At 71.3% G+C, this 21,019-nt stretch carries 15 protein-coding genes; 5 read left to right on the forward strand and 10 right to left on the reverse strand.

All coding sequences use genetic code 11. The features are described from left to right. Window positions 1–83: 83 nt before the first annotated feature. On the reverse strand, window positions 84–1,517 hold the full coding sequence (locus tag OG624_RS15590; RefSeq protein WP_033222329.1) for a S28 family serine protease: 1,434 nt from the start codon (window positions 1,515–1,517) through the stop codon (window positions 84–86). Between the two features lie 84 nt (window positions 1,518–1,601). Continuing rightward, a complete protein-coding gene (locus tag OG624_RS15595; RefSeq protein WP_033222431.1) occupies window positions 1,602–2,003 on the reverse strand; it encodes a hypothetical protein in 402 nt (133 codons plus the stop codon). Window positions 2,004–2,255: 252 nt separating this feature from the next. Between OG624_RS15595 and OG624_RS15600 the strand changes: the two genes are divergently transcribed. Further along, on the forward strand, window positions 2,256–2,810 hold the full coding sequence (locus OG624_RS15600; RefSeq protein WP_033222330.1) for an EF-hand domain-containing protein: 555 nt from the start codon (window positions 2,256–2,258) through the stop codon (window positions 2,808–2,810). A gap of 28 nt (window positions 2,811–2,838) precedes the next feature. Here OG624_RS15600 and OG624_RS15605 read toward each other — a convergent pair whose 3' ends face one another. Further along, window positions 2,839–6,696, reverse strand: a complete 3,858-nt coding sequence (locus OG624_RS15605; RefSeq protein WP_033222332.1) for an ABC transporter ATP-binding protein — start codon at window positions 6,694–6,696, stop codon at window positions 2,839–2,841. 246 nt (window positions 6,697–6,942) lie between these two features. On the opposite strand from OG624_RS15605, the gene OG624_RS15610 reads away from it, so the two are divergent. Next, entirely contained in the window at window positions 6,943–7,179 is a 237-nt protein-coding gene (locus tag OG624_RS15610) for a hypothetical protein (protein WP_033222334.1), read from the forward strand. 61 nt (window positions 7,180–7,240) lie between these two features. Here the strand turns inward: OG624_RS15610 and OG624_RS15615 are convergent, their stop codons facing one another. The 4 genes from OG624_RS15615 to speB form a co-directional block, all read right to left on the reverse strand. Next, on the reverse strand, window positions 7,241–7,912 hold the full coding sequence (locus OG624_RS15615; RefSeq protein ID WP_371639506.1) for a hypothetical protein: 672 nt from the start codon (window positions 7,910–7,912) through the stop codon (window positions 7,241–7,243). Further along, window positions 7,893–8,240 (reverse strand): hypothetical protein, encoded by a 348-nt coding sequence (locus OG624_RS15620; protein WP_371587798.1) that lies wholly within the window; start codon window positions 8,238–8,240, stop codon window positions 7,893–7,895. The genes OG624_RS15615 and OG624_RS15620 overlap by 20 nt, the downstream gene beginning before the upstream one ends. A 63-nt stretch (window positions 8,241–8,303) precedes the next feature. Continuing rightward, window positions 8,304–9,971, reverse strand: coding sequence for a thiamine pyrophosphate-binding protein (locus OG624_RS15625; RefSeq protein WP_371639507.1), 1,668 nt, complete (start codon window positions 9,969–9,971; stop codon window positions 8,304–8,306). Window positions 9,972–9,976: 5 nt separating this feature from the next. Beyond that, window positions 9,977–10,939 (reverse strand): agmatinase, encoded by a 963-nt coding sequence (speB, locus tag OG624_RS15630; protein WP_030013156.1) that lies wholly within the window; start codon window positions 10,937–10,939, stop codon window positions 9,977–9,979. A gap of 116 nt (window positions 10,940–11,055) precedes the next feature. Here speB and OG624_RS15635 point away from each other — a divergent pair, with 116 nt between their 5' ends. Further along, on the forward strand, window positions 11,056–12,477 hold the full coding sequence (locus tag OG624_RS15635) for a helix-turn-helix domain-containing protein (protein WP_371639508.1): 1,422 nt from the start codon (window positions 11,056–11,058) through the stop codon (window positions 12,475–12,477). Here OG624_RS15635 and OG624_RS15640 read toward each other — a convergent pair. Continuing rightward, entirely contained in the window at window positions 12,465–13,388 is a 924-nt protein-coding gene (locus OG624_RS15640) for a hypothetical protein (protein WP_371639509.1), read from the reverse strand. The two genes, OG624_RS15635 and OG624_RS15640, sit on opposite strands and share 13 nt — an antisense overlap. Before the next feature lie 417 nt (window positions 13,389–13,805). Here OG624_RS15640 and OG624_RS15645 point away from each other — a divergent pair, with 417 nt between their 5' ends. Continuing rightward, complete coding sequence (locus OG624_RS15645; RefSeq protein WP_033222345.1) at window positions 13,806–14,963, forward strand: acyl-CoA dehydrogenase family protein; 1,158 nt, start codon at window positions 13,806–13,808, stop codon at window positions 14,961–14,963. A gap of 26 nt (window positions 14,964–14,989) precedes the next feature. Next, a complete protein-coding gene (gene tesB / locus OG624_RS15650; protein WP_033222347.1) occupies window positions 14,990–15,868 on the forward strand; it encodes an acyl-CoA thioesterase II in 879 nt (292 codons plus the stop codon). A 15-nt stretch (window positions 15,869–15,883) separates the two neighbouring features. Here the strand turns inward: tesB and OG624_RS15655 are convergent, their stop codons facing one another. After that, complete coding sequence (locus tag OG624_RS15655) at window positions 15,884–16,783, reverse strand: DUF4253 domain-containing protein (protein ID WP_371639510.1); 900 nt, start codon at window positions 16,781–16,783, stop codon at window positions 15,884–15,886. Between the two features lie 111 nt (window positions 16,784–16,894). Beyond that, complete coding sequence (locus OG624_RS15660; protein ID WP_051763430.1) at window positions 16,895–20,785, reverse strand: FG-GAP-like repeat-containing protein; 3,891 nt, start codon at window positions 20,783–20,785, stop codon at window positions 16,895–16,897. Window positions 20,786–21,019: the final 234 nt, after the last annotated feature.

Here is a 21,019-nt window from a genome sequence, read left to right on the forward strand (position 1 = left end):
GCCCGCGGCCCGCGGCCCGCGGCTCATGGCTCATGGCTCGCGTGTCCGGTCCGCCCCGGTCTCCCGGTCTCCCGGTCTCCCGGTTACGGCCGCAGCTGCGGCTCGCGCTCCAGGTCACGCCGGTCGAGCTCCGCGTCCGGCGCCGCCAGCGGCGCCGCCTTGCCGGCGTCGGCGAGCGCGGCGGCCGGGGCCACCCCGGCCCACTGGAGGATCTTCGCGGTGGCGAGGGCCTTCTCGCCGTCCATCAGCTTGGCGACGTTCGCCCCGTGGTTGGCGCCGGGCGCGATCATCACGTAGCTGTCGCGGACCCCGTAGCCGAGGCGGAACGGTTCGGCGCCCCACGGATCGTTCTGCCCGTAGACGAAGAGCATCTGGTGGGCGTTGTCACGCACCCACCGGTCCACGTCCGCCATCGCCCCCGGCTGGAAGGCCATGGGGATGTCGCGGGGCACGAAGTTGCGCGGCGGCTGGTAGCCGTAGCGGCTCAGGCCCTTCAGGTGCGGGAGCTTGATGTCCGGGGAACCGAGCTGCGTACCGGCCTGGTAGTAGTACGGCGTGTACGTCTCCAGTCCCTGGTCGGTGTAGGCCGAGAAGCCGGAGATCCCGTCGATCGAGTCCCAGATCTCCTGGTCGCTCGCGGTGGCGGCGGCCGGGATCGAGGCACAGTCGGCGAGCAGGCTGTACTGCCAGAAGGCCCACACGTAGTCGAGGACGACGGCCTCGTAGGCCTTGTCGAGGTCGCCGACGGTGGTGAAGGTCCAGCCGTTCTCGGCGGCGGCGACCGCGTACTTGGCCTCCAGCGGCGCACGGCGCACGAGCGCCTCGCGCTGGACCGCGTTCAGCTTGTCGCGGCACTCCTTGGTCCCGACCTTGGCGAAGAACCGGTCGTAGGCCGAGTCCTCGTCGTTGACGACGTCGTTGGGCGCGACGTACGCGACGACACCGTCCATGTCGCGCGGGTAGAAGCGCTCGTAGTACGTCGCCGTCATGCCGCCCTTGCTGCCGCCCGTGGCCAGCCAGTTCTTCTTGTAGATCTTCTTCAGCGCGGTGAAGAGGCGGTGCTGGTCACTGGCGGCCTGCCAGATGTCCAGGTTCGACCAGTTGGCCGGGTCGGGACGGGAGGGCGTGAAGAATCGATACTCCAGAGAGACCTGGTTGCCGTCGACGATGGTCGTCGGCTCACTGCGGCGCGGGCTGGTGCTGACGTTGTAGCCGGAGGTGTAGAACACCGACGGCCGCGAGACGTCCTTGTGCAACAGGGTCAGGCGCTGCTTGAAGGTGCCCTTCCACGGCTGCCGGTGGTCCACCGGCTGCTCGTAGTTCAGCACGAAGAAGCGGTAGCCGGGGTACGGCTTCTCCTCGATCAGGCTCATCCCGGGAATGCCGAGGATCTGGTCCTTGATGTCCGTGGCGGCCGCGGGCTGCGCGGCTGTGGCCGCTTGCGCCGTGGAGCCGGCCGCACCCATGGTGCCGATGAGCACCACGAGCGACAGCAGCCATCCGAGCGTCTTGCGCATTCACCCTCCCCTTGAGTTCACTTCGGTCGCCGTGAACCTAGCTGGGCGAACGCACCGGTGAACAGACCTAGTTGGGCCTGTCCGTCAGCACAGGATCCAGCCGGAATCCGCGGATCCGGCCCCTACGCTCCCCTTTACATACACGCAGCGGTTGATCGCGCCCACCGTGACAGGCCCGGCGTAGTGCGTGAATCGCCCGTCCTCGCGCACCGGCACCCCGCCACGCGGCTGGACGCTCACCGCCATCCGGCGCCGCTCGCCGGGGAACCGCGCCACGGTCATCGCGCAGGCCTGGTTGCGGCTCTTGTAGACCCGCACCTCACCCGTCTCGAACGTCACCGTCCGGGCCAGCCGGCCCCCGCAGCTCTCGGTCGCGGCCTGCGCCGCCGGCGGCGTGAACAGCCCGCCCGCGCACAGCCACAGCGCCGCCGTGAAAACCCCCAGGGACGCGACCCGGCGGCCGCGCCTCCTCCACCCCTGCAACACCCTGTCCCCCGATCGGTCGTACGTACGGAGCACGCACGCACGTACGACGTCCGAACCCCCCGGATGGTTGCCACGCGCAAGGGTCCGGCCCGGATCCGGCCCGTACGGGGCGGCCGCCCTCCCTCGTACGGGTGCATCCGTCACTTCCCGGCGGAAGAGGGGAAGTTCGCACTCAGGCAGGCGATTACGCTAGGTGACCCATACCCCGCTCGCCGTCACCGCAGCCGTGCTGCGGCCGTGAAAGGCCCTGAGATGACCAACGACCTGCTCGACCGCAAGCTGGCGCGCGCCTTCACGCACCTGGACGCCGACCGGAGCGGCGTGATCGACGCCGACGACATCATCGCGCTCGGCTCCCGACTGCTGACGGCCCTCGCGGAGCCGGCCGGCTCACCCAAGGCGGAGCTGGTGATGGGTGGTCTGGCCGACTTCTGGCAGGACCTGTTCACCGAGCTGGACATCGACCGGGACGGCAAGGTCACGCCGGAGGAGTACAAGCAGGGCATGACCCGCCTGTACGCGCAGGGCGGGCCCGCCTACGACCGCTCGTTCCGGCCGATGATGCGGGCGATCCTGACGATCGTCGACACCGACGGCGACGGATTCATCAGCCCGCAGGAGTTCCACCGGGCGCAGGAGGCCTTCGACACGCGGCTCAGCCCCACCGACACGGAGGCGCTGTTCCGTCGCATCGACGCGAACGGGGACGGCTGCCTCACCGTCGACGAACTGCTCGACGCGGTACGCGAGTACTACACCGGCACCGACGAGGACGCCCCGGGGAACCTGCTGTTCGGCGAGTTCTGATCCCGGGGCGGCCCGGCGGGCGGGCGGTTCAGGCCGCGGCGCGCTCGTCCTCGCCGACGAAGGTGCGCCACAGGTCGGCGTACCGGCCACCGCGCGCCAGGAGTTCGGTGTGGGTACCGTCCTCGATCACCCGGCCGCGGTCCATGACCACGACCCGGTCGGCGCGCGCCGCGGTGGTCAGCCGGTGCGCGACCACCAGCGTGGTGCGCTTGCCGGCGAGCCGGTCGGTGGCCTGGTTGACCTGGGCCTCGGTCGCCAGGTCGAGGGCGGCGGTGGCCTCGTCGAGCAGCAGCACGTCCGGGTCGACGAGTTCGGCCCGGGCCAGTGCGATCAGCTGGCGCTGGCCCGCGGAGAGGTTGCGGCCGCGCTCGGCGACGGTGTGCAGGTAGCCGCCGTCGAGGGTGGCGATCATGTCGTGGGCGCCGACCGCGCGGGCGGCGGCCTCCACCTCGGCGTCGCTCGCCTCGGGGCGCCCGTAGGCGATGGCGTCACGGACGGTCCCCGGGAAGAGGTAGGCCTCCTGGGGGACGACGCCCAACCGGTGGCGGTACGCCGTCAGGTCCAGCTCCCGTATGTCCGCCCCGTCGGCGGTGACCCGGCCGGAGGTCGGATCGTAGAACCGGGCGACCATCTTGACCAGCGTGGACTTCCCGGCTCCGGTCTCGCCGACGAAGGCGACGGTCTGTCCGGCGGGTATCCGCAGGCTGATCCCGGCCAGGGCCTCGCCCTTCTCGCCCCGCTCCTCGGCCGTCCCGTACTGGAAGCGGACGTCCTCGAAGGCGATCTCCCCGCCGAGCGATTCCACCGCGCGCGGCCGCTCGGGCAGCGGGGTGGTGGTCGGCTCGCGCAGCAGCCCCTGGATACGGCCGAGGGCGACCGTGGCCTGCTGGTAGCCGTCGAAGACCTGGGAGAGCTGCTGGACGGGCGCGAAGAACAGGTCGATGTAGAGCAGGTACGCGACCAGCGCGCCGGTGGTGAGCGTGCCGGCCTCCACCCGGCCCGCGCCCACGATCAGCACGGCGGCGGCGGCCCCCGAGGACAGCAGCTGCACGAAGGGGAAGTAGACGGATATCAGCCACTGGCCGCGGACCCGGGCCTCGCGGTAGGAGTGGCTGCGCTCGGCGAAGCGCTTGGCGCCCGAGCCCTCGCGGCGGAAGGCCTGGACGATGCGCAGGCCCGAGACGGACTCCTGGAGGTCGGCGTTGACCAGGCTGACCCGGTCGCGGGCGAGCTCGTAGGCGGCGACGGACCTGCGGCGGAACACGATCGTGCCGACGACCAGGACGGGCAGGGTCGCGAAGACGATCAGCGCGAGCTCGACGTCGAGGACGAGCAGCGCGATCAGGATGCCGAAGAAGGTGAAGACGGAGACCACGGCGGTGACGAGCCCCGTCTGCAGGAAGGAGCTGAGCGAGTCCACGTCGGTGGTCATCCGGGTCATGATCTTGCCGGTCAGCTCGCGCTCGTAGTAGTCGAGGCCGAGGCGCTGGAGCTGGGCGAAGATCTTGACGCGCAGGGCGTACAGCACGCGCTCGCCGGTACGGCCCGTCATCCGGGTCTCGGCGAACTGCGCGGCCCACTGCGCGACGACGACGGCGAGGGCGAGCCCGGCGGCCACCCAGACGGCGCCGAGCACGGCCTGCTCCACACCCTGGTCGATGCCGTGCCGGATCAGGATCGGCAGCAGCAGCCCGGCCCCCGCGTCCGCGGCGACGAGCCCGAGGCTGATGGCGAGCGGCGCCCAGAACCCGTGGAGCAGGCGGCGCAGGCCGTAGCTCTCCTCGGCGGCCGCGGCGCGGGTCTCGTCCACCTCGGGCAGGTCGTCGGCGGGCGGCAGCGCGGCCACCTGAGCGAGCAGTTCGGGGGTGGCGGGCATGCCGGCGACGGACCCGGCCATGGAATGCCCGGCTCCGGGCGCGCCACCCGCGGCGGCGGGGGCGGCGGCCGTGGTGGCGTCGGCGGCGTCGTCGTCCTGGCGGCGCCACAGCTCGGGGGTGACCCCACCGGCGACGCGGCGCTTGGCGTTGACGGGCTCCGAGTCGATCTCGGCTTCCAGCTCGATGCCGCGTTCGAGGTCCCGGTCGAGCTCGCGCTCGAACTCGGTCATCACCCGGGCGTCCGGGGTCCGCGGCGAGGCGGCGCCGAGCGCGTCCGGGTCGGTGAGCAGCCTGCGGTAGAGCGCGGACCGGCTCTCCAGCTGCTCGTGCGTCCCGATGTCGGCGAGCCGCCCGCGGTCGAGTACGGCGATCCGGTCGGCCAGCGCGAGCGAGGAGCGGCGGTGGGCGATCAGCAGGGTGGTCCGGCCCGCCATGACGGAGCGCAGGGCCTCGTGGATCTCGTGCTCGACGCGGGCGTCGACGGCGGAGGTGGCGTCGTCGAGGAGCAGCAGCCGGGGGTCGGTGAGGATGGCGCGGGCGAGGGCGATGCGCTGGCGCTGGCCGCCGGACAGGGTGAGTCCCTGCTCGCCGACCTTGGTGTCGTACCCGGCGGGCAGGGCCTGGATGAACCCCTCGGCCTGGGCGGCGCGGGCGGCGGCCTCGATCTGCTCCTCGGTGGCGCCGGGGTGCCCGTAGGCGATGTTGGCGCGGATGGTGTCGGAGAAGAGGAAGGAGTCCTCGGGGACCAGGCCGATCGCGCCGCGCAGGGAGTCGTAGGTCAGCTCGCGGACGTCGTGGCCGCCGACGCGGACGGCGCCGCCGTCGGCGTCGTAGAACCGGGGCAGCAGGAGCGCGACGGTGGACTTGCCGCTGCCGGAGGAGCCGACGACGGCGACGGTCTCGCCCTGCGCCACGGAGAGCGAGAACCCGTCGAGGACCGGCCGCCCGGGGTCGTAGCCGAAGCGGACGTCGTCGAACTCGACGGTGGCGGGCGCGTCGGCGGGCAGTTCGTGGGTGCCCTCGTGGATCTCGGGCTCGGTGTCGATGAGCTCGAAGACGCGCTCCACACCGGCCCGGGCCTGCTGTCCGACGGTGAGGACCATGGCGAGCATGCGGACGGGTCCGACGAGCTGGGCGAGGTAGGTGGAGAAGGCGACGAAGGTGCCGAGGGTGACCTGGCCGTTGGTGGCCATCCAGCCGCCGAGGGCCAGCATGGCGACCTGGGCGAGCGCGGGGACGGCCTGGAGGGCGGGGGTGTAGCGCGAGTTGAGCCGGATGGTCCGCATCCGCCCGGCGAACAGCCGGCGGCCTGCTTCGCGCAGCTTGCCGGTCTCCTGCGCCTCCTGACCGAAGCCCTTGACCACGCGGACGCCGGTCACGGCCCCGTCGACGACGGTCGCGACGGCGGCGGCCTGGCCCTGCGCCCACCAGGTGGCGGGGAAGAGCTTCTTGCGGCTGCGCTTGGCGATGAACCACAGGGCGGGGGCCATGAGCAGGGCGACGACGGTCAGCAGCGGCGAGAGCCAGAGCATGATCCCGAGGGACATCCCGAAGAGCAGGAAGTTCCCGATCGTCATGGGCAGCATGAAGAGCAGGCCCTGGATCAGCTGGAGGTCGCTGGTGGCGCGGCCGACGACCTGGCCGGTGTTCAGCTCGTCCTGCCGGCGCCCGTCGAGGCGGGCGATCGTGGCGTACATGTCGGTGCGCAGGTCGTGCTGCACGTCGAGGGCGAGGCGCCCGCCGTAGTACCTGCGGATGTAGGTGAACACGTACACGAGCAGGGCCGCGGCTATGAGTATCCCGGCCCAGGGCGCCATGGGCTTGGTGCGGTCCCCGATGACGTCATCGATGATCACCTTGGTGACCAGCGGCACGACCGCCATGACGGCCATACCGGCCAGCGAGGAGCCGAGCGCGAGCAGCACATTGGTCCTGTACCGCCAGGTGTAGGCCGCCAGCCGCTTGCCCCAGCCCTGTTTCTCCCCAGCCGCTGTCTTAGCCGCCGCCACGTGAGGCCTCCCCGTTCGTCCTGTCCTGCCGGAAGCGCCAACGCTCCCACCGGCGGATTTCATCCCGCCGCAACAATCGCACTCTCGTACGGCGGGGGCGCGCGGGCCGCGTCCGACCGGGGCGGGGAGGCGGTGGGGAGCCTGTCAAGCCACGACTTTCCGGATCTGTGAGGGGCGGGGCGCGCTGCCGATGCTGGAAGTCGGCCGCCCGCCGATCGCGGTGGCGCAGCGAAGGGATCGAGGACCATGTCCACTCATCACGAACACCGGACCGGCGGCACCTTCGTGCAACGCACGGTCCGCACCGTCGTCCCCTACGTGACCGCGTTCCTCATCGCGCTGCTCGCGGCGAAGATCGTCGGCCTGCTGACCGAGAACCCGTGGGCCCGGCTGGGTACGGCACTGGGCGTGGCCGTGGTCAGCCTCCTCCTCCACACCTACGAGGGCGAGGAGGAGGACGAGGACGGGCGGAATGGTGACTGACGGTTGAAGCGGTGGTCACCCTCAGCACGCGTGATCGTGGCGGCCCCGGCCGAGGCGCCGGTCAGGGGGTGGGGAGCGGCTTCACCACGGGCGGCTTCTCCAGCGGCTTGTTCTCACAGCCGAGCGCGTCGGTGACGCGGCGGGTCATGAGGTAGGTGAGGGTCATCCGCCGGTCCTTACCCGCCTGGTCCACCACACCCGTCCCGGTGGCCGGCATGAATGAGAAATAGGCGTCCGCCGAGAACCACACGTTCCGCGACTGCGCTCCGAGTTCACCAGGCAGATCGCACTGGACGAGCAGCGTGGAGTTGGACTCGCTCGTGACACCGCTTGCGCCGTCCAGTTCGTAGGACACTCCGTTGGAAGGGGGCCCGGGAGGTACCCGAGGGGACCAGCCGAAGGAGAAGGTCGCGCTGACGGCGCGATGCTCGTCTTCCACCCGGTAGCGGCATGCGGCGTTGAAGTACGAATTCTTGCCCGGCCGCATGCCCGGCAATGCCCGTTTCACCTTGTCCACCAGCACGCTCTTGGACTTGTAGGTCTTCGTCTCGAAGTCCGCGGTGCCGAGGATCTCCCGCACGAGCGCTTCTTCCTCCGAAGAGGCGCTGATCCCGCACAGGTCAGCCTCCGCCTCGGAATCGCCCGAGGTGCACGACGCCAGCGCCGCCACACAGACGAGCGCGGCCGCCGAACGCCCGAGGGTCTTGATCACGTCACGGCTTGAGGTGTGCACGAGCTGCGTCCCGTCCCGAGGTGAACCCCTCGCCGGCTTCGTTCTTGGCGTGAGTGAACGCGGGGTCACCGCCGACGTTCCGCTCGCGTCCCCACGCATCGAACAATTCGTTGGTCCCCTCCACGCCCGCCGCGAAGTTCTTGCTGGACTCCTGCTTGCCCTGCTCCTCGGCCTCGTCCTTGACGCCTTCGACCCACTCGTACTTGAGCGAGTCGATCAGTGAGCCACCGACCGTGCCCACGACCGGGATCTCGCCGATGAGGCCGTTCACAGCGGCAGCCGTGTGTTCGGACGTGCCTTCCGCCCACTTGACCTGGTCGAACGACACTGCTCCCCCTTGTGCTCCACCCTTGGCTTGACCGCGGCCACCCTAGCTGGCCTGCGGACATGGCTAGAGGTGGGTCGGAGCGAACATCCGCAGTTTGGCCGGAAGGACCACCACCGAGGGGCCCGGGGTCGCCAGGGCCTTCTTGAGGTCGGCGGTCAGGGACTCGGGGGTGGTGGTGGCGGCCGGGACGCCGAAGGACAGGGCCAGGGCCACGAAGTCGGGGCCGGTCAGCCGGGTGCCGGCCTCGCAGCCGTACTCGCGCAGGATGCCGTAGCCGCCGTCGTCCACGATCAGCCAGGTGACGTCGAGGTCGTGCTGCTTCGCCGTGGCCAGGTCCGCGACGGAGTACATCGCGCCGCCGTCGCCGGACACCGCGAGCACCGGGGTGTCCGGTTCGGCGACGCACGCGCCGAGGGCCGCCGGGAAGGCGTATCCGAGGCCGCCCGCGCCCTGGGCCGAGTGCATGGTGTTGGGGTGCTTCGGGTCGAAGGCGGACCAGGCCCAGTAGGACAGGATCGTCATGTCCCAGAAGGACGGGGAGCGGGCCGGGAGGGCCGTCCGGATCGAGCCGAGGAGTTCCTGTTCGAGGGCAAGGTCCTGGGTGGCGAGGCGGGCCGCGATGTCCGCCAGCACGGCTCGGACCCGCTCGGGGGCACCGGCGTCCTCGCGCTCGGCCACCGTCTCCAGCAGGGCCTGCAGCGCCAGGCGGGCGTCCGCGTGGATGCCGAGGCCGGCGTGGTTCGACTCCAGCTTGCCGAGGTCCGCGTCGATCTGGACGACCCGGCCCGTCGGGAAGAAGGTGTGGTAGTTCGAGGAGAGCTCACCGAGGCCCGAGCCGACCACCAGCAGGACGTCCGCGTCCTCCAGGAAGTCGGTCATGTGGCGGTCCTCCAGCCAGGACTGGAGGGACAGCGGGTGGGTCCACGGGAAGGCGCCCTTGCCGCCGAAGGTGGTGACGACGGGCGCGTTCAGCCGCTCGGCGAGCTGCTTCAGCTTGCCCGCCGCGTCCGAGCGGACGACCCCACCACCCGCGATGATCACCGGGCGGGTGGCGTTCTCCAGCCAGTGGGCGGCGAGCGCCGTGAGCTCGGGCCGCGGCGCGAGCTCGTGCGGGGCCGCGTCCACGCCGGTGACCTGCGGGACGATCGTCTCGGCGCGCAGCACGTCCTCCGGGATCTCCACGAACACCGGGCCGTGCGGGGCGGTCAGCGCCGACTCCCAGGCCTCGGCGATCACGGAGGGGATCTGGGAGGGAGTACGGACCGTGTGGACGGACTTCACCACGTCCCGGAACGACGCCGACTGGTCCCGCAGCTCGTGCAGGTGCCCGCGCCGCCCGCCGCCCAGGCCCGCCACCGGGACCTGGGAGGAGATCGCGAGGACCGGGGCCGAGGCGGCCGCCGCCTCCGCCAGGGCGGGCAGCGCCATGAGCGCGCCCGGGCCGGTGGACAGCAGCAGCGGCACCGCCTCGCCCGTGATCCGGCCGTACGCGTCGGCCGCGAAGCCCGCGTTGTTCTCCGTACGCAGCCCCACGAGGCGCAGGTCGGAGCGGCCGACCGCGTCGAAGAGGGCGAGCGCGTGCTGCCCCGGCAGACCGAAGACGGTGGTCGCGCCGAGGCCGCGGAGCGTTTCCACGACCAGGTCCCCGCCCGTCCGCCCCGGCGGCGGCGCGAGCGCGGCCGCCTTCTGGGCTTCGGTGGGACGGAGTACCAGGTCGTGGTCGTGCGTCACTTCGCTTACTTGCCCTTCGCCTGCGCGATCTGTCGCGACATGATCGTCGTCAGCTCGTACGCGGTGTGCGAGGCCGCGACCGAGGTGATCTCGGCGTGATCGTACGCCGGGGCGACCTCGACGACGTCGGCGGAAACGAGGTTGCAGGAGGACAGGCCGCGGATGATCTCCAGCAGCTCGCGGGAGGTCATGCCGCCCGCCTCCGGGGTGCCGGTGCCGGGCGCGTGCGCCGGGTCGAGCACGTCGATGTCGATGGAGATGTACAGCGGGCGGTCGCCGATGCGCTGGCGCAGCTGGTCGGCCACCTCGTCGGCGCCACGGCGGTAGACGTCGGCCGAGGTGACGATGCCGAAGCCCATCTTGGCGTCGTCGTCCAGGTCCTGCTTGCCGTACAGCGGGCCGCGCGTACCGACGTGCGAGAGCGCCTCGGTGTCGAGGATGCCCTCCTCGACGGCGCGGCGGAACGGGGTGCCGTGGGTGTACTCGGCGCCGAAGTAGGTGTCCCAGGTGTCCAGGTGCGCGTCGAAGTGGAGCAGCGCGACCGGGCCGTGCTTCTTCGCGACGGAGCGGAGCAGCGGGAGCGCGATGGTGTGGTCGCCACCCAGGGTCATCAGGCGGGAGCCGGCACCGAGCAGCTCGTCGGCGGCGGCCTCGACCGTCTCGACGGCCTCGTTGATGTTGAAGGGGTTCACCGCGATGTCACCGGCGTCCGCGACCTGGGCGAGCGCGAACGGGGAGGCGTCCTGGGCCGGGTTGTACGGGCGCAGCAGGCGCGAGGCCTCACGGATGGCGTTGCCGCCGAAGCGGGCGCCGGGGCGGTAGGACACGCCGGAGTCGAAGGGCACGCCGACGACGGCGACGTCGGCGGAGCCGACCTCGTCGAGGCGGGGCAGACGGGCGAAGGTCGCCGGGCCCGCGTAGCGCGGGATACGGGAGGAGTCGACGGGGCCGCGCGGCTGCGTGCTCATGGCTGTGCCTCTTTCTCTGGCCTGACGTGTGCGGTACTTCGAGCGTAAGCGGGCCACCCGGGGGTGGGGAGTGTACGTTTCATCCATCTGACGGAGCTGAAATGTACGGAGTATCCATGACCGCCGGCCCCCGTGACCCCGAGGACGGCAACGGCCCCGCCGGGGAGCCGCTCACCCCACCGGTACCGCTCTCCGCGCTGCTCGGCGACCGGGAGCTCGGCCTGCGCCACCTCGCGGGTCCGGCCACGGCCGGGGTGCACGGGGTGCACGCCTCCGAGATGCCCGACCCCTCCCCGTACCTGCTCGGCGGCGAACTGCTGCTGACCGCCGGGGCGGGTCCCGCCGAGGACCCCGACGGCTACGTGGCCCGGCTGGCCGGGGCGGGGGCGGCCGCGCTCGGCTTCGGCGTGGCCCCGGTGCACGAGGAGGTCCCGGCCGCGCTGGCCGAGGCCTGCGCCCGGCACGGGCTGCCGCTGCTGGAGGTCCCGCCGCGGACCCCCTTCTCGGCGGTCGCCCGCGCGGTGGGACGGCTGCTGGCGGAGGCCCGGACGCGGGAGCTGCGCCGGGTCACCGAGGCCCAGCAGGCCCTGGCTGCGGCCGCGGCCCGCCCCGATCCGGTCCCGGCGGTGTTGGCCAGGCTCGCGGCGAGCCTGGGCGGCTCGGTCGCCCTGTGGCCCGGCGGCCGGGCGGCGGGCCCGGAACTGCCGGCTCCGGCCTGGGAGGCCCTGTCCGCGCTGCTGATCCGGGTCGGCCGCGAGGGCGGGCCCGCCACCGCCACCGACCGGGCGGGCGGACACCACCTGGCCGCCTACGCCCTGGCCGGGCGGGCGGCCCTGGGCACGGCGACCCCGGCCCGCGCGCCCGGCGACCACACCGTGGCCTCGGTGGCCGCCGTCCTGCTGACCCTGCTCACCGCCGAACGGCCCGCCGGGGCGGAAGCGGCGGCCCTGACCCGGCTGCTGCTGGACGGGGATCCGGCCGAAGCCCTGGCGGCCGGGCCCTGGTACGCCGTCCACGCCCGCGGAACCGGGGATCCGCAGGCCCTCGCGGCCGCGCTGGGCACCGTACTGCTGGACCCGTACGAGGGCGGCGTACGGCTGCTCACGGACCGCGAGCCCGCCGCGCAGCCCGGCTGGCGGCTCGGGGTGAGCGCCCCGGCCGCACCCTCCGGGCTGGCCACGGCCGACGCCCAGGCGGAGCGGGCCGTGCGGCGGGCGGAGGCGGCCCGCACCCCGCTGGCCCACCACAGCGACCCCGGCTTCGCGGGCCTGGTCGGGGAGGCCGAGGCCCGCGCCCACGCCGAGGCCCTGCTGGGGCCGCTCTCCCCCGCCCTGCGGGAGACCCTGCGCGGCTGGCTGGCCCACCACGGCAACTGGGACCGCACGGCTGCGGCCCTGGGCGTGCACCGCAACACCGTCCGGCAACGGGTCGGACGCGCCGCCGAACTGCTGGACCGTGACCTGGACGACGCGGACGTGCGGATGGAGCTGTGGTTCGCGCTGCGGACCACCGACCGCGGCCCGGTTCAGCCGGGGTAGTCGTCCGGCGGCCGGAAGCCGGCCAGCATCTCCAGGAAGCGGGCGGAGCCGGTGATCACGCCCGGTTCCTCGCTGCCGGGCGGTGCGGGATCGACTCCGATGGACTCGATCCCGTCCTCGCCGATCCACAGCAGCCGCGAGCTCAGGCGGTACTCCTCCGGGGCGTCCTCCCACATCTTCCGCACGAGCGGGCCGTAGGCGATGACGCAGGTGTGCAGTTCCGGCCCTTCCACCGCCCACAGCATCAGGTGCCCGTGGTAGGGGACCATCGCGAGGATGCCGAACGGCGCCGGGCGGTCGATCAGGTCGGCGGCGCGCAGGAGGTGGGTGGAGGTCCATCCGCCGTCGGCCTCGACGTTGACCAGCGGGTTCGCGTCCTCGTTGTACTGGAGCGAGACGGGCGCTGCGTCGAGGTTGGTCATGGCCGCGGCCCAGACCTCGGCGCTGTCCACCCGCCAGGAGTCGAACTGCTCCGGCGGGACGGGTGCGGAGAGGGAGCCGCCCACCTGGATCACCACGACGGCCGCGAGCTCCTCGGTGAGGGCGACCGCCAGCGCGTGGCGCTCGGTGACCGAGTCGACGGTCACCAGCCTCGGCATGAGCAGGTTGCGGACCTCGGCGAAGCCGGCGCGTTCCAGTTCGCGGCGGCGCTCGGCGAGCCGCTGTTTCTGGTTCAGGAAGGAGACGGTGGCCGACCGCCAGTTCGCGTGCGGCAGCGCGCGGACCAGCTCGGCGATCTCGGCCAGGTCCAGCGGGGCGCCGGTCTGACCCTCGGCGGCGAGCGAGAGGTGGCGGTGCTCCCCGAAGCGCATGGGCGGCCCGCTCGTGTTCCCGTCCAGGAAGACATCGTTCAGAAGGGCCTCGAAGGCGTGCCAGTCGGCGGGACCGAACCAGGCGCACCACGGTGGCACCGGCGAGGGATCCGACTCCCCGCCGGGTCCCCCGCTCTGCCCCCTGTCCTGTCCCCCGCCCACGCCCGAACCGGCCTTTTTCGCTCTCCGGAAAAGTGGCATGCCGGGCAGATTAGGGGAGGGCGAATCGGTACGTGAGCCCACGAACAAGGCATTCTTGAGCACATTCCGGCCACGGCGGCGCGGACGAACCCCTTCCGTCGAGATCGCCTCGGGGCACCTCGGAGGCCCCTCGGGATCGCCCGCGGGGCCCGACCGCGGGGCCGCCGTACGGGCCGCCCCGCGCGGGCGAGGGTGAGGCACCCCACCCTTTCCACGGCGTCTCCACTCTGGACAGCTAGTTTGACTGGCCGGTAACTTATGCTGAGCAAGCGCTTAGGCATGGCGGCGGACCGCCGCGACCGAAGGGAGCCGGCTGTGCGCCGTACCGTTTTCAACGAGGACCACGAGGCATTCCGCGAGACCATTCGCGCCTTCATCGAGGCCGAGGTCGTCCCGGTCTACGACGAGTGGTTCGCAGCCGGTCAGGCGCCGCGCGACTTCTACTACAAGCTCGGCGAGCTGGGCGTCTTCGGCATCAACGTGCCGGAGGAGTTCGGCGGCGCGGGCCTGGACACCCACAAGTTCGAGGCCGTCCTCTACGAAGAGACCTCCCGCGCGGGCGTCAACTTCGGCGGCTCCGGCGTGCACGTGCTGCTCGCCCTCCCCTACATCAAGATGCTGGCCGACATCGAGCAGAAGAAGCGCTTCCTGCCGAAGTTCGTCTCCGGCGAGGAGATGTGGGCCCTCGCCATGACCGAGCCGGGCACCGGCTCCGACGTCGCGGGCATGAAGACCACCGCCAAGCTCTCCGAGGACGGCACGCACTACGTCCTCAACGGCTCCAAGACCTTCATCACCGGTGGCGTCCACGCCGACCGCGTGATCGTCTGCGCCCGTACCTCCGCCCCGTCGGCCGAGGACCGCCGCTTCGGCATCTCCCTCTTCGCCGTGGACACCAAGTCCGAGGGCTACTCCATCGGCCGCAAGCTCGACAAGCTGGGCCTGAAGACCTCCGACACCGCCGAGCTGGCGTTCGTCGACGTGAAGGTCCCGGTCGAGGACCTGCTCGGCGAAGAGGGCAAGGGCTTCTACTACCTCGGCCACAACCTGGCCTCCGAGCGCTGGGGCATCGCCTTCGGCGCCTACGCCCAGGCCGCCGCGGCCGTCCGGTTCGCCCAGCAGTACGTCACGGAGCGCACCGTCTTCGGCAAGCCCGTCGCGCACTTCCAGAACACCAAGTTCGAACTGGCCGCCTGCCAGGCCGAGGTGGACGCCGCGCAGGCCGTCGCCGACCGCGCCCTGGACGCCCTGGACGCCGGCGAGCTGACCCCGGCCGAGGCCGCCTCCGCCAAGCTGTTCTGCACCGAGGTCGCGCACCGCGTCATCGACCGCTGCCTCCAGCTGCACGGCGGCTACGGCTACATGAACGAGTACCCGATCGCCCGCCTGTACGCCGACAACCGCGTGAACCGCATCTACGGCGGCACCAGCGAGATCATGAAGTCCATCATCGCCAAGTCCATGGGCCTGTAAGGAATCCGGGCACCTACCCTTCCCCCATGAACCAGGCACTGACGACGCTCCTCGATCTGCTCGACCTCGAGCAGATCGAGGAGAACATCTTCCGCGGTACCAGCCGGCCTTCGCTGGTACCGCGCGTCTTCGGCGGCCAGGTCGCGGCCCAGGCCCTGGTCGCGGCCGGCCGGACCGTCCCCGCGGACCGCATCGCGCACTCGCTGCACTCCTACTTCCTGCGCACCGGGGACACCTCCGCGCCCATCGTCTACTCGGTGGACCGGATCCGCGACGGGCGCTCCTTCACCACGCGCCGCGTCGTCGCCGTCCAGCACGGCCAGCCGATCTTCCATCTCTCCGCGTCGTTCCAGACGTACGAGGACGGCCTCGACCACCAGGTCGCCATGCCGTCCGCCCCGGACCCGGAGTCCCTGCCCACCGCGGCCGAGTCGCTGCCCGCGTACCGCGAGATCTTCCGCGACCCCGGCACGGTGGAGCGACTGATCGAGACGCGGGAGGCGGTGGACCTGCGCTACGCGACGACCCCGCCCTGGGGCAGCGTCGGCGAGCCGGTGGAGCCGCGCTCGCAGGTGTGGTTCCGCACAGCCGGCAAGCTCGACAGCGCCGATCCGCTGCTGCACACCTGCCTGGCCACCTACGTGTCCGACATGACCCTGCTGGACTCGGTGCTGCTCGCGCACGGCCGGGGCGGCTGGGCGGTGGGCGACGTGGTCGGCGCCTCGCTGGACCACGCGATGTGGTTCCACCGGCCCTTCCGCGCGGACGAGTGGCTGCTGTACGACCAGGAGTCGCCCTCGGCGGCCGCGGGCCGGGGCCTCGGCCAGGCCCGTATCTGGACGCAGGACGGCCGGCTGGCCGTGACGGTCATCCAGGAGGGTGTCGTACGCGTCCCGCGTGCGTGACGTCCGCCCGGCCGCTCAGTCCCACCAGAACCCCCAGTGGTTGCTACCGGTGACCGCCTCGTCGGCGTAGGCACGGATGCTGCCGGAGCCCTGCCAGATGTTGTCGGGCGCGAAGGCGAAGTGCTCCGCGGCGACGGGGAGCGCGTGGGCGGTCGTACGCGGCGGGGCCGCCACGGACACGTGGAGCTCGTCGAAGCCGAGGGCGACGACGCGGGCGCCGAAGCGGTCCTCCCAGGAGCGCAGGACGGTGCTGATGAGGGCGGTGTCGTTCTCGAAGTTGGTCGGCCCGCCCCAGCCCACGGCGGTGGGTACGTCCGCCCCACGGCCGGCGGGAACCAGGGCGAGCCGCGGGCTCGGCAGGACACCGCTCGCGATCAGCGCGTCCGCGAGCTCACAGGCCAGGGCGTCCGGATCCTCCGAGCCGTCCGAGCCGTCCGAGCCGTCCGAGCCGTCCGGGCCGTCCGGGCCGTCATCCGCGAGGCCGGGCCAGTCCCTGCCGAAGGGCGCGATGAGCGCGTCGCCGCCCTCGCCTTCCCCCTCCCCCTCCTCCGGATCGGGGACCACTCTGCTCCAGAACTCACGCAGCACCGGCTCGACATGGTGGTCGTCGGGGTCGGACATCCGCTCGGGCGAGAACTCCCGGTCCTGCCACCACCGTTCGAGCCCGCGCCGCCCCTGGAACAGCACGGCCCGCAGCCCGGCGGCGGCGAGCGCCGGACTCCGGTGAGCGGCGAGCGCCCCGAGCCCGACGGCGTCGTCGGACACCCACAGCAAGGGCTCGGGCTCCCTCCACCACCCTCGCCGACCGGGCCTGTCGATGAGCGCACCGGGCGGCAACTCCAGCCCGAGGGAACGCCCTTGGGGATCCTCGGCCAGAACGGACAGCGGGCCGCGCACCTTCGAAGACTTCGCCATGGGGCCGACCGTAACGACGCCCACTGACAACCGGAGCCGACAAGTGCCGTGCAGAACGGCAGAGGGGGTGAGGTCCCCACGGGACCTCACCCCCTCAGACGTCGACCCGGATCAGAGGGCCAAGTCGTATCCGTTCCAGCCGTTCCCGACCAGGACCCTGGTGTCCAGGAAGTCGAAGAGCTCCCCGCCACTGGTCACACCGACGTTCTCCGGCGTGCCGTCACTGTTGAGGTCGGTGGGGTACGGGGTCCAGTAGTCGGTCCACCAGCCGTCGCCGAGGAACGTGCGGGGGCCGAAGCTGTGCGCACCCTCGCCGTTACTGGTGTTCGGGTAGAGGTGGAGATTGCCGTCGATGGTCTGTCCGACGATGTCGACCTTGTGATCGTTGGTGAGGTCGGCGAGCCGGAGGTTCTTCCAGTGGTCGGTCCACCAGCCGTCGCCGATGAACACCCGGTTGCCCAAGGTTTGTGTGCCGGAGCTGCCGGTGTGGGGGTAGGACCACAGATTGCCGTCGCCGCCCCGGGCCATGAGATCGGTGCGGCCGTCACCGTTCATGTCTCCGAAGCCGAGGTCCGCGTACATGTTCCAGCCGGTGCCGATCAGAATGCGATTGCTGAACGTCTCGGTACCGGTCCTTCCGGTGCCCGGGAACAGGTAGAGCTCTCCGACACCGGTGCGCCCCACGAGGTCGGTGTACCCGTCGTTGTTGAGGTCGGCGGTGTAGATGTTCTTCCAGTAGTCACGCCAGAAGCCGTTGCCCGCGAAGTAACGGCCCCCGAGCGTGCTGGTGCCCGTACCCCCGGTGCCCGAGTAGATCCACAGGTCACCGTTGGCGTCGCGGGCGGCCACATCCGTGTAGCCGTCGCCGTTGTAGTCCGGCCGGCTCTGGGAACCGCTGGTCCACAGGCTCTGACCTGAGGGGTTGTAGACGACGAGGACGCCGCGGGGCTGGAGCACCGCGTACGAGCCCGGAATGGCGGTCCTGCTGCTCCAGAGGGGGGACTTGCCGTCGGCCTCGTAGACGACGAAATTGCCGTCGCTCTGCATCCGGGCCGTGGCGCCAGGGTGCTTGTCCGTCCTGCTCGCCCAGATCGTCTTGTTGTCCTTGGTCAGCAGCACGAGGTTGCCGTCGGCCTGCATCCGCAGCTTGGCGTTGCCGCTGGAGAACTCCTGCCCGGAGGTCAGGGTGGTGCCGGAGGGGATCCGCGCGCCGGGTATGCCGTCGATCTGGAACTGCGAGCCGAAGGAGCTCACGGTCTTGCCGTCGGCGGCGAGCTTGCCGGGCCAGCCGACCATGGTGTTGTCGGCCTGACGGGCCCACAGGTCGGGGACGTTGTCACCGTTGAGGTCGCCTGACGAGGCGACCTGCGGGTACGCGGCCTGGGCCACTCCGGAAGCGACCTTGGTGCGGGTAAGGGTGCCCCAGGTGGCGAGGTCGACCGTCCGGTTCTCCTCCGGGCTCTTCTTGCCGTAGGTGCGCAGGACGTCGCCGGTGGCGTTGTCCCTCAGCAAGAGGTCCAGCACGCCGTCCTTGTTGAGGTCCCCGGGAGCGACGACCGTGTACTTGTTCCAGTCGGTGCCACCGACGGGCACGGGATCGCCCTGTGCACCTGTGAGGGTGTTGTAGTACGCCCAGAGCTTGTTCCCCTGCTTGACGAGGATGTCGGGGAGCCCGTCGCCGTCGAGGTCGCCGGGGGCGATGATCTGCTCGGCGTCGAACCAGTGGTTGTCCTCGGCGTCCGCGGTCATCTCGATGCGGTTGTCGACGGCGCCCCGGCCGTCCGCGTTGCTGTAGACCCACAGCGACTTGCGCGTCATGCCGGCCGGCTGCTCGAGACTGAGCATGTCGTTGTATCCGTCGTCGTCCCAACGGCCCAGGGTGGCGACCTGCGCCTTGGCGAAGGACTCGGGAGAGCTGACCGTCGCCGAGAACTTCCCGTCGCCCTGGCCCGTGTAGGTCATGAGGCTGCCGAAGAGGTCGCTGCTCCAGATGTCGCGGGAGCCGTCCCCGTTGAGGTCGTGGGGCCCGTCCGCCGTGGCCGTGCGGGCCGCGTAGAACTGGTAGGCGGTGGTGTCGGACCGGTTGCCGGCGGCGTCCTGGCTGAAGGCGTAGACGAAGTGCGGGCCGGCGCCGGGCGGGGTGAGCTTCGCGGTGAACGACGTACCTGCCGACACCGTCGTGCTCTTCACCTCAGGGTCCCAGTCGGTGTAGTAGCCGTACCAGGTGACGTCCTGGACGCCGTTGGCGGAGAGGACGAAGTCCCCTTCCTGGCGGGCCTTGCCGGTACCCGCGGGCCAGCCGTTCCTTCCGTCGGGGAAGACGGTCGAGGTGATCTTCGGCGCTTCGGTCGGCCGACCGCGGTCCACGGTGAACTTGCACGTCTGGGACCAGGCCGACTGGGCGCCGTCCTGGTCGGTCGTCCGCGCCTTCCAGGTGTAGGTGCCGTTGGGGAGCGAAGCGTCGGGGACGTTCCAGGTGGCGACCCTGCCGTTGTTGGCGGGGACGGACTGACTCAGCGGGGCGCTCTGCCCCTCCTTGAGAAGCTGGAACTCGGTGCTCAGGTTCCCCGAATCGCGGTCGGAGATCGTCGCGTAGAGGCTGATGGTGGTGTTGCCGATCGAGCCGCCCTGCGCGCACGGCACCCAGGGAGAGGTCCCCGGGTCGGCCGGGGTGTCGGGCGGGTTGTTGTACTCGATCTCCAGCGTCATCGTCTTCGCGTCGAAGCGCTTCCACTGGTACTCGTCGGCCTCGTTCGAGGCGAACAGGCCGAGGGTCACGCTCGACCAGTGATTGGCGGCGGACTGCTTCACGGCGTCGGTGGCGTTGAACTCGAGGTTGCCGGCGCCACACTCGGCCCGCCCCTTGGCATCCTTGACCGTGTCCTGCCAGCGGGCGCCGGCCTTGCCGGGCTGGTGCTTCCAGGTGGTGTCACGCGAGATCGGACCGGTGGCCCACAGCTCGACCGGGGTCTTGGTGCAGGACCAGGCCCAGGTCTCCTTGATCCTGAACGTCGCCTTCGTCACCTGGGCGCCCTTGACGCCCGAGGTGTCGAGCTGGAAGTAGGCCCGTGAGAGGCCGTTCGTCTCGGCCTCGTAGCCGACCCGCACGTCCTCCTTGGTGTTCCAGTAGGAGTTGTTCTCCCACTTGCGGTAGACCCACGACCAGTTCTGCCGCGCACCCCAGGCCACCGACGGGTCGATGTAGACGGGGTACTTCGTCTCGGCGCCTGTGAGGAGGGCCTGGTCGGGCTTGATCTCCAGATTGCCACCCGCGACCGTGGTGGGCATCTGCGCGTTCTTGGCCCCGGACGGCGTCACGAAGACGTCGGAGGGGGCGTCGCTCGTACCCGAGCCGGCGGCGGCCACTCCCGCAGCCTTGGCGGCCTGGGGAGCGGCCCCCGTGGTGGTGGAGTCCCACATCACCGGGGTCGGGGAGGTGAAGACGATCTCGCCGGCCGGGTTGACCGCGGTCAGCAGGCCCGTCGTCGCGTCCCGGCTGACGTCGAGGCCCACGGTGTCGAGCTTGAACTTCAGCGTCGCGAGGTCGGGATGCTTGGCCGCGGCGGCCGTCTTGACCACGAGCAGCTGGGAGAAGCCCTCGACCTCGGCCTTCAGCTGGAGGTCCACATCGGGCAGGACGTTCGGGTACGTCGCCACGTTGGCGGCGAGCGTCGGCTTGGGGAGTGCCGTGGGCCAGGTCAGCGACAGGGTCCGCCCGTCCTTCACCCCCGTCAGCAGCGGCCCGGTACCTCCGCCGGAGAAGGCGATCGCGACGGCCGACGCCTTCGGCTTCACCTTCCCGTCTGCGGCGAACTGAAGCGCCGGGTCGGTGGCCACCCAGCCACCGGCGCGCCGGATGCGCACGGTCGTCCCGTGCCGCTTGACCGACCACTTGCCCGTGGGCAGCGCCCAGGTGTCCGAGGTCTCGGTCCGCGCGGACGTCAGCTCATAGGGCTGACCGGTTTCTTTCGCCTTGGCGAGCGCGAAATCCGCCGCGGTCATCGACCCCTCGGCGACCGGATCGGTCGCGGCCGCCGCATTCGTTGAAGGATTAATCACAGCCAATCCGGTAGTCGCCACAGCGCCTACCAGGATCACCGAGATGGCCCGCGAAATCCTCCACCCACCCGAAAAACCGGATGGGACTTCTCTTCTTCTCACACGCACTCCATCTGCCCGATATCCACAGGGCGACTGTACTCAGGATCTCGCCATGAACCCAGTTTGACCTGCGCT

It is taken from the genome of Streptomyces virginiae (assembly GCF_041432505.1).
GTDB lineage: Bacteria > Actinomycetota > Actinomycetes > Streptomycetales > Streptomycetaceae > Streptomyces > Streptomyces virginiae_A.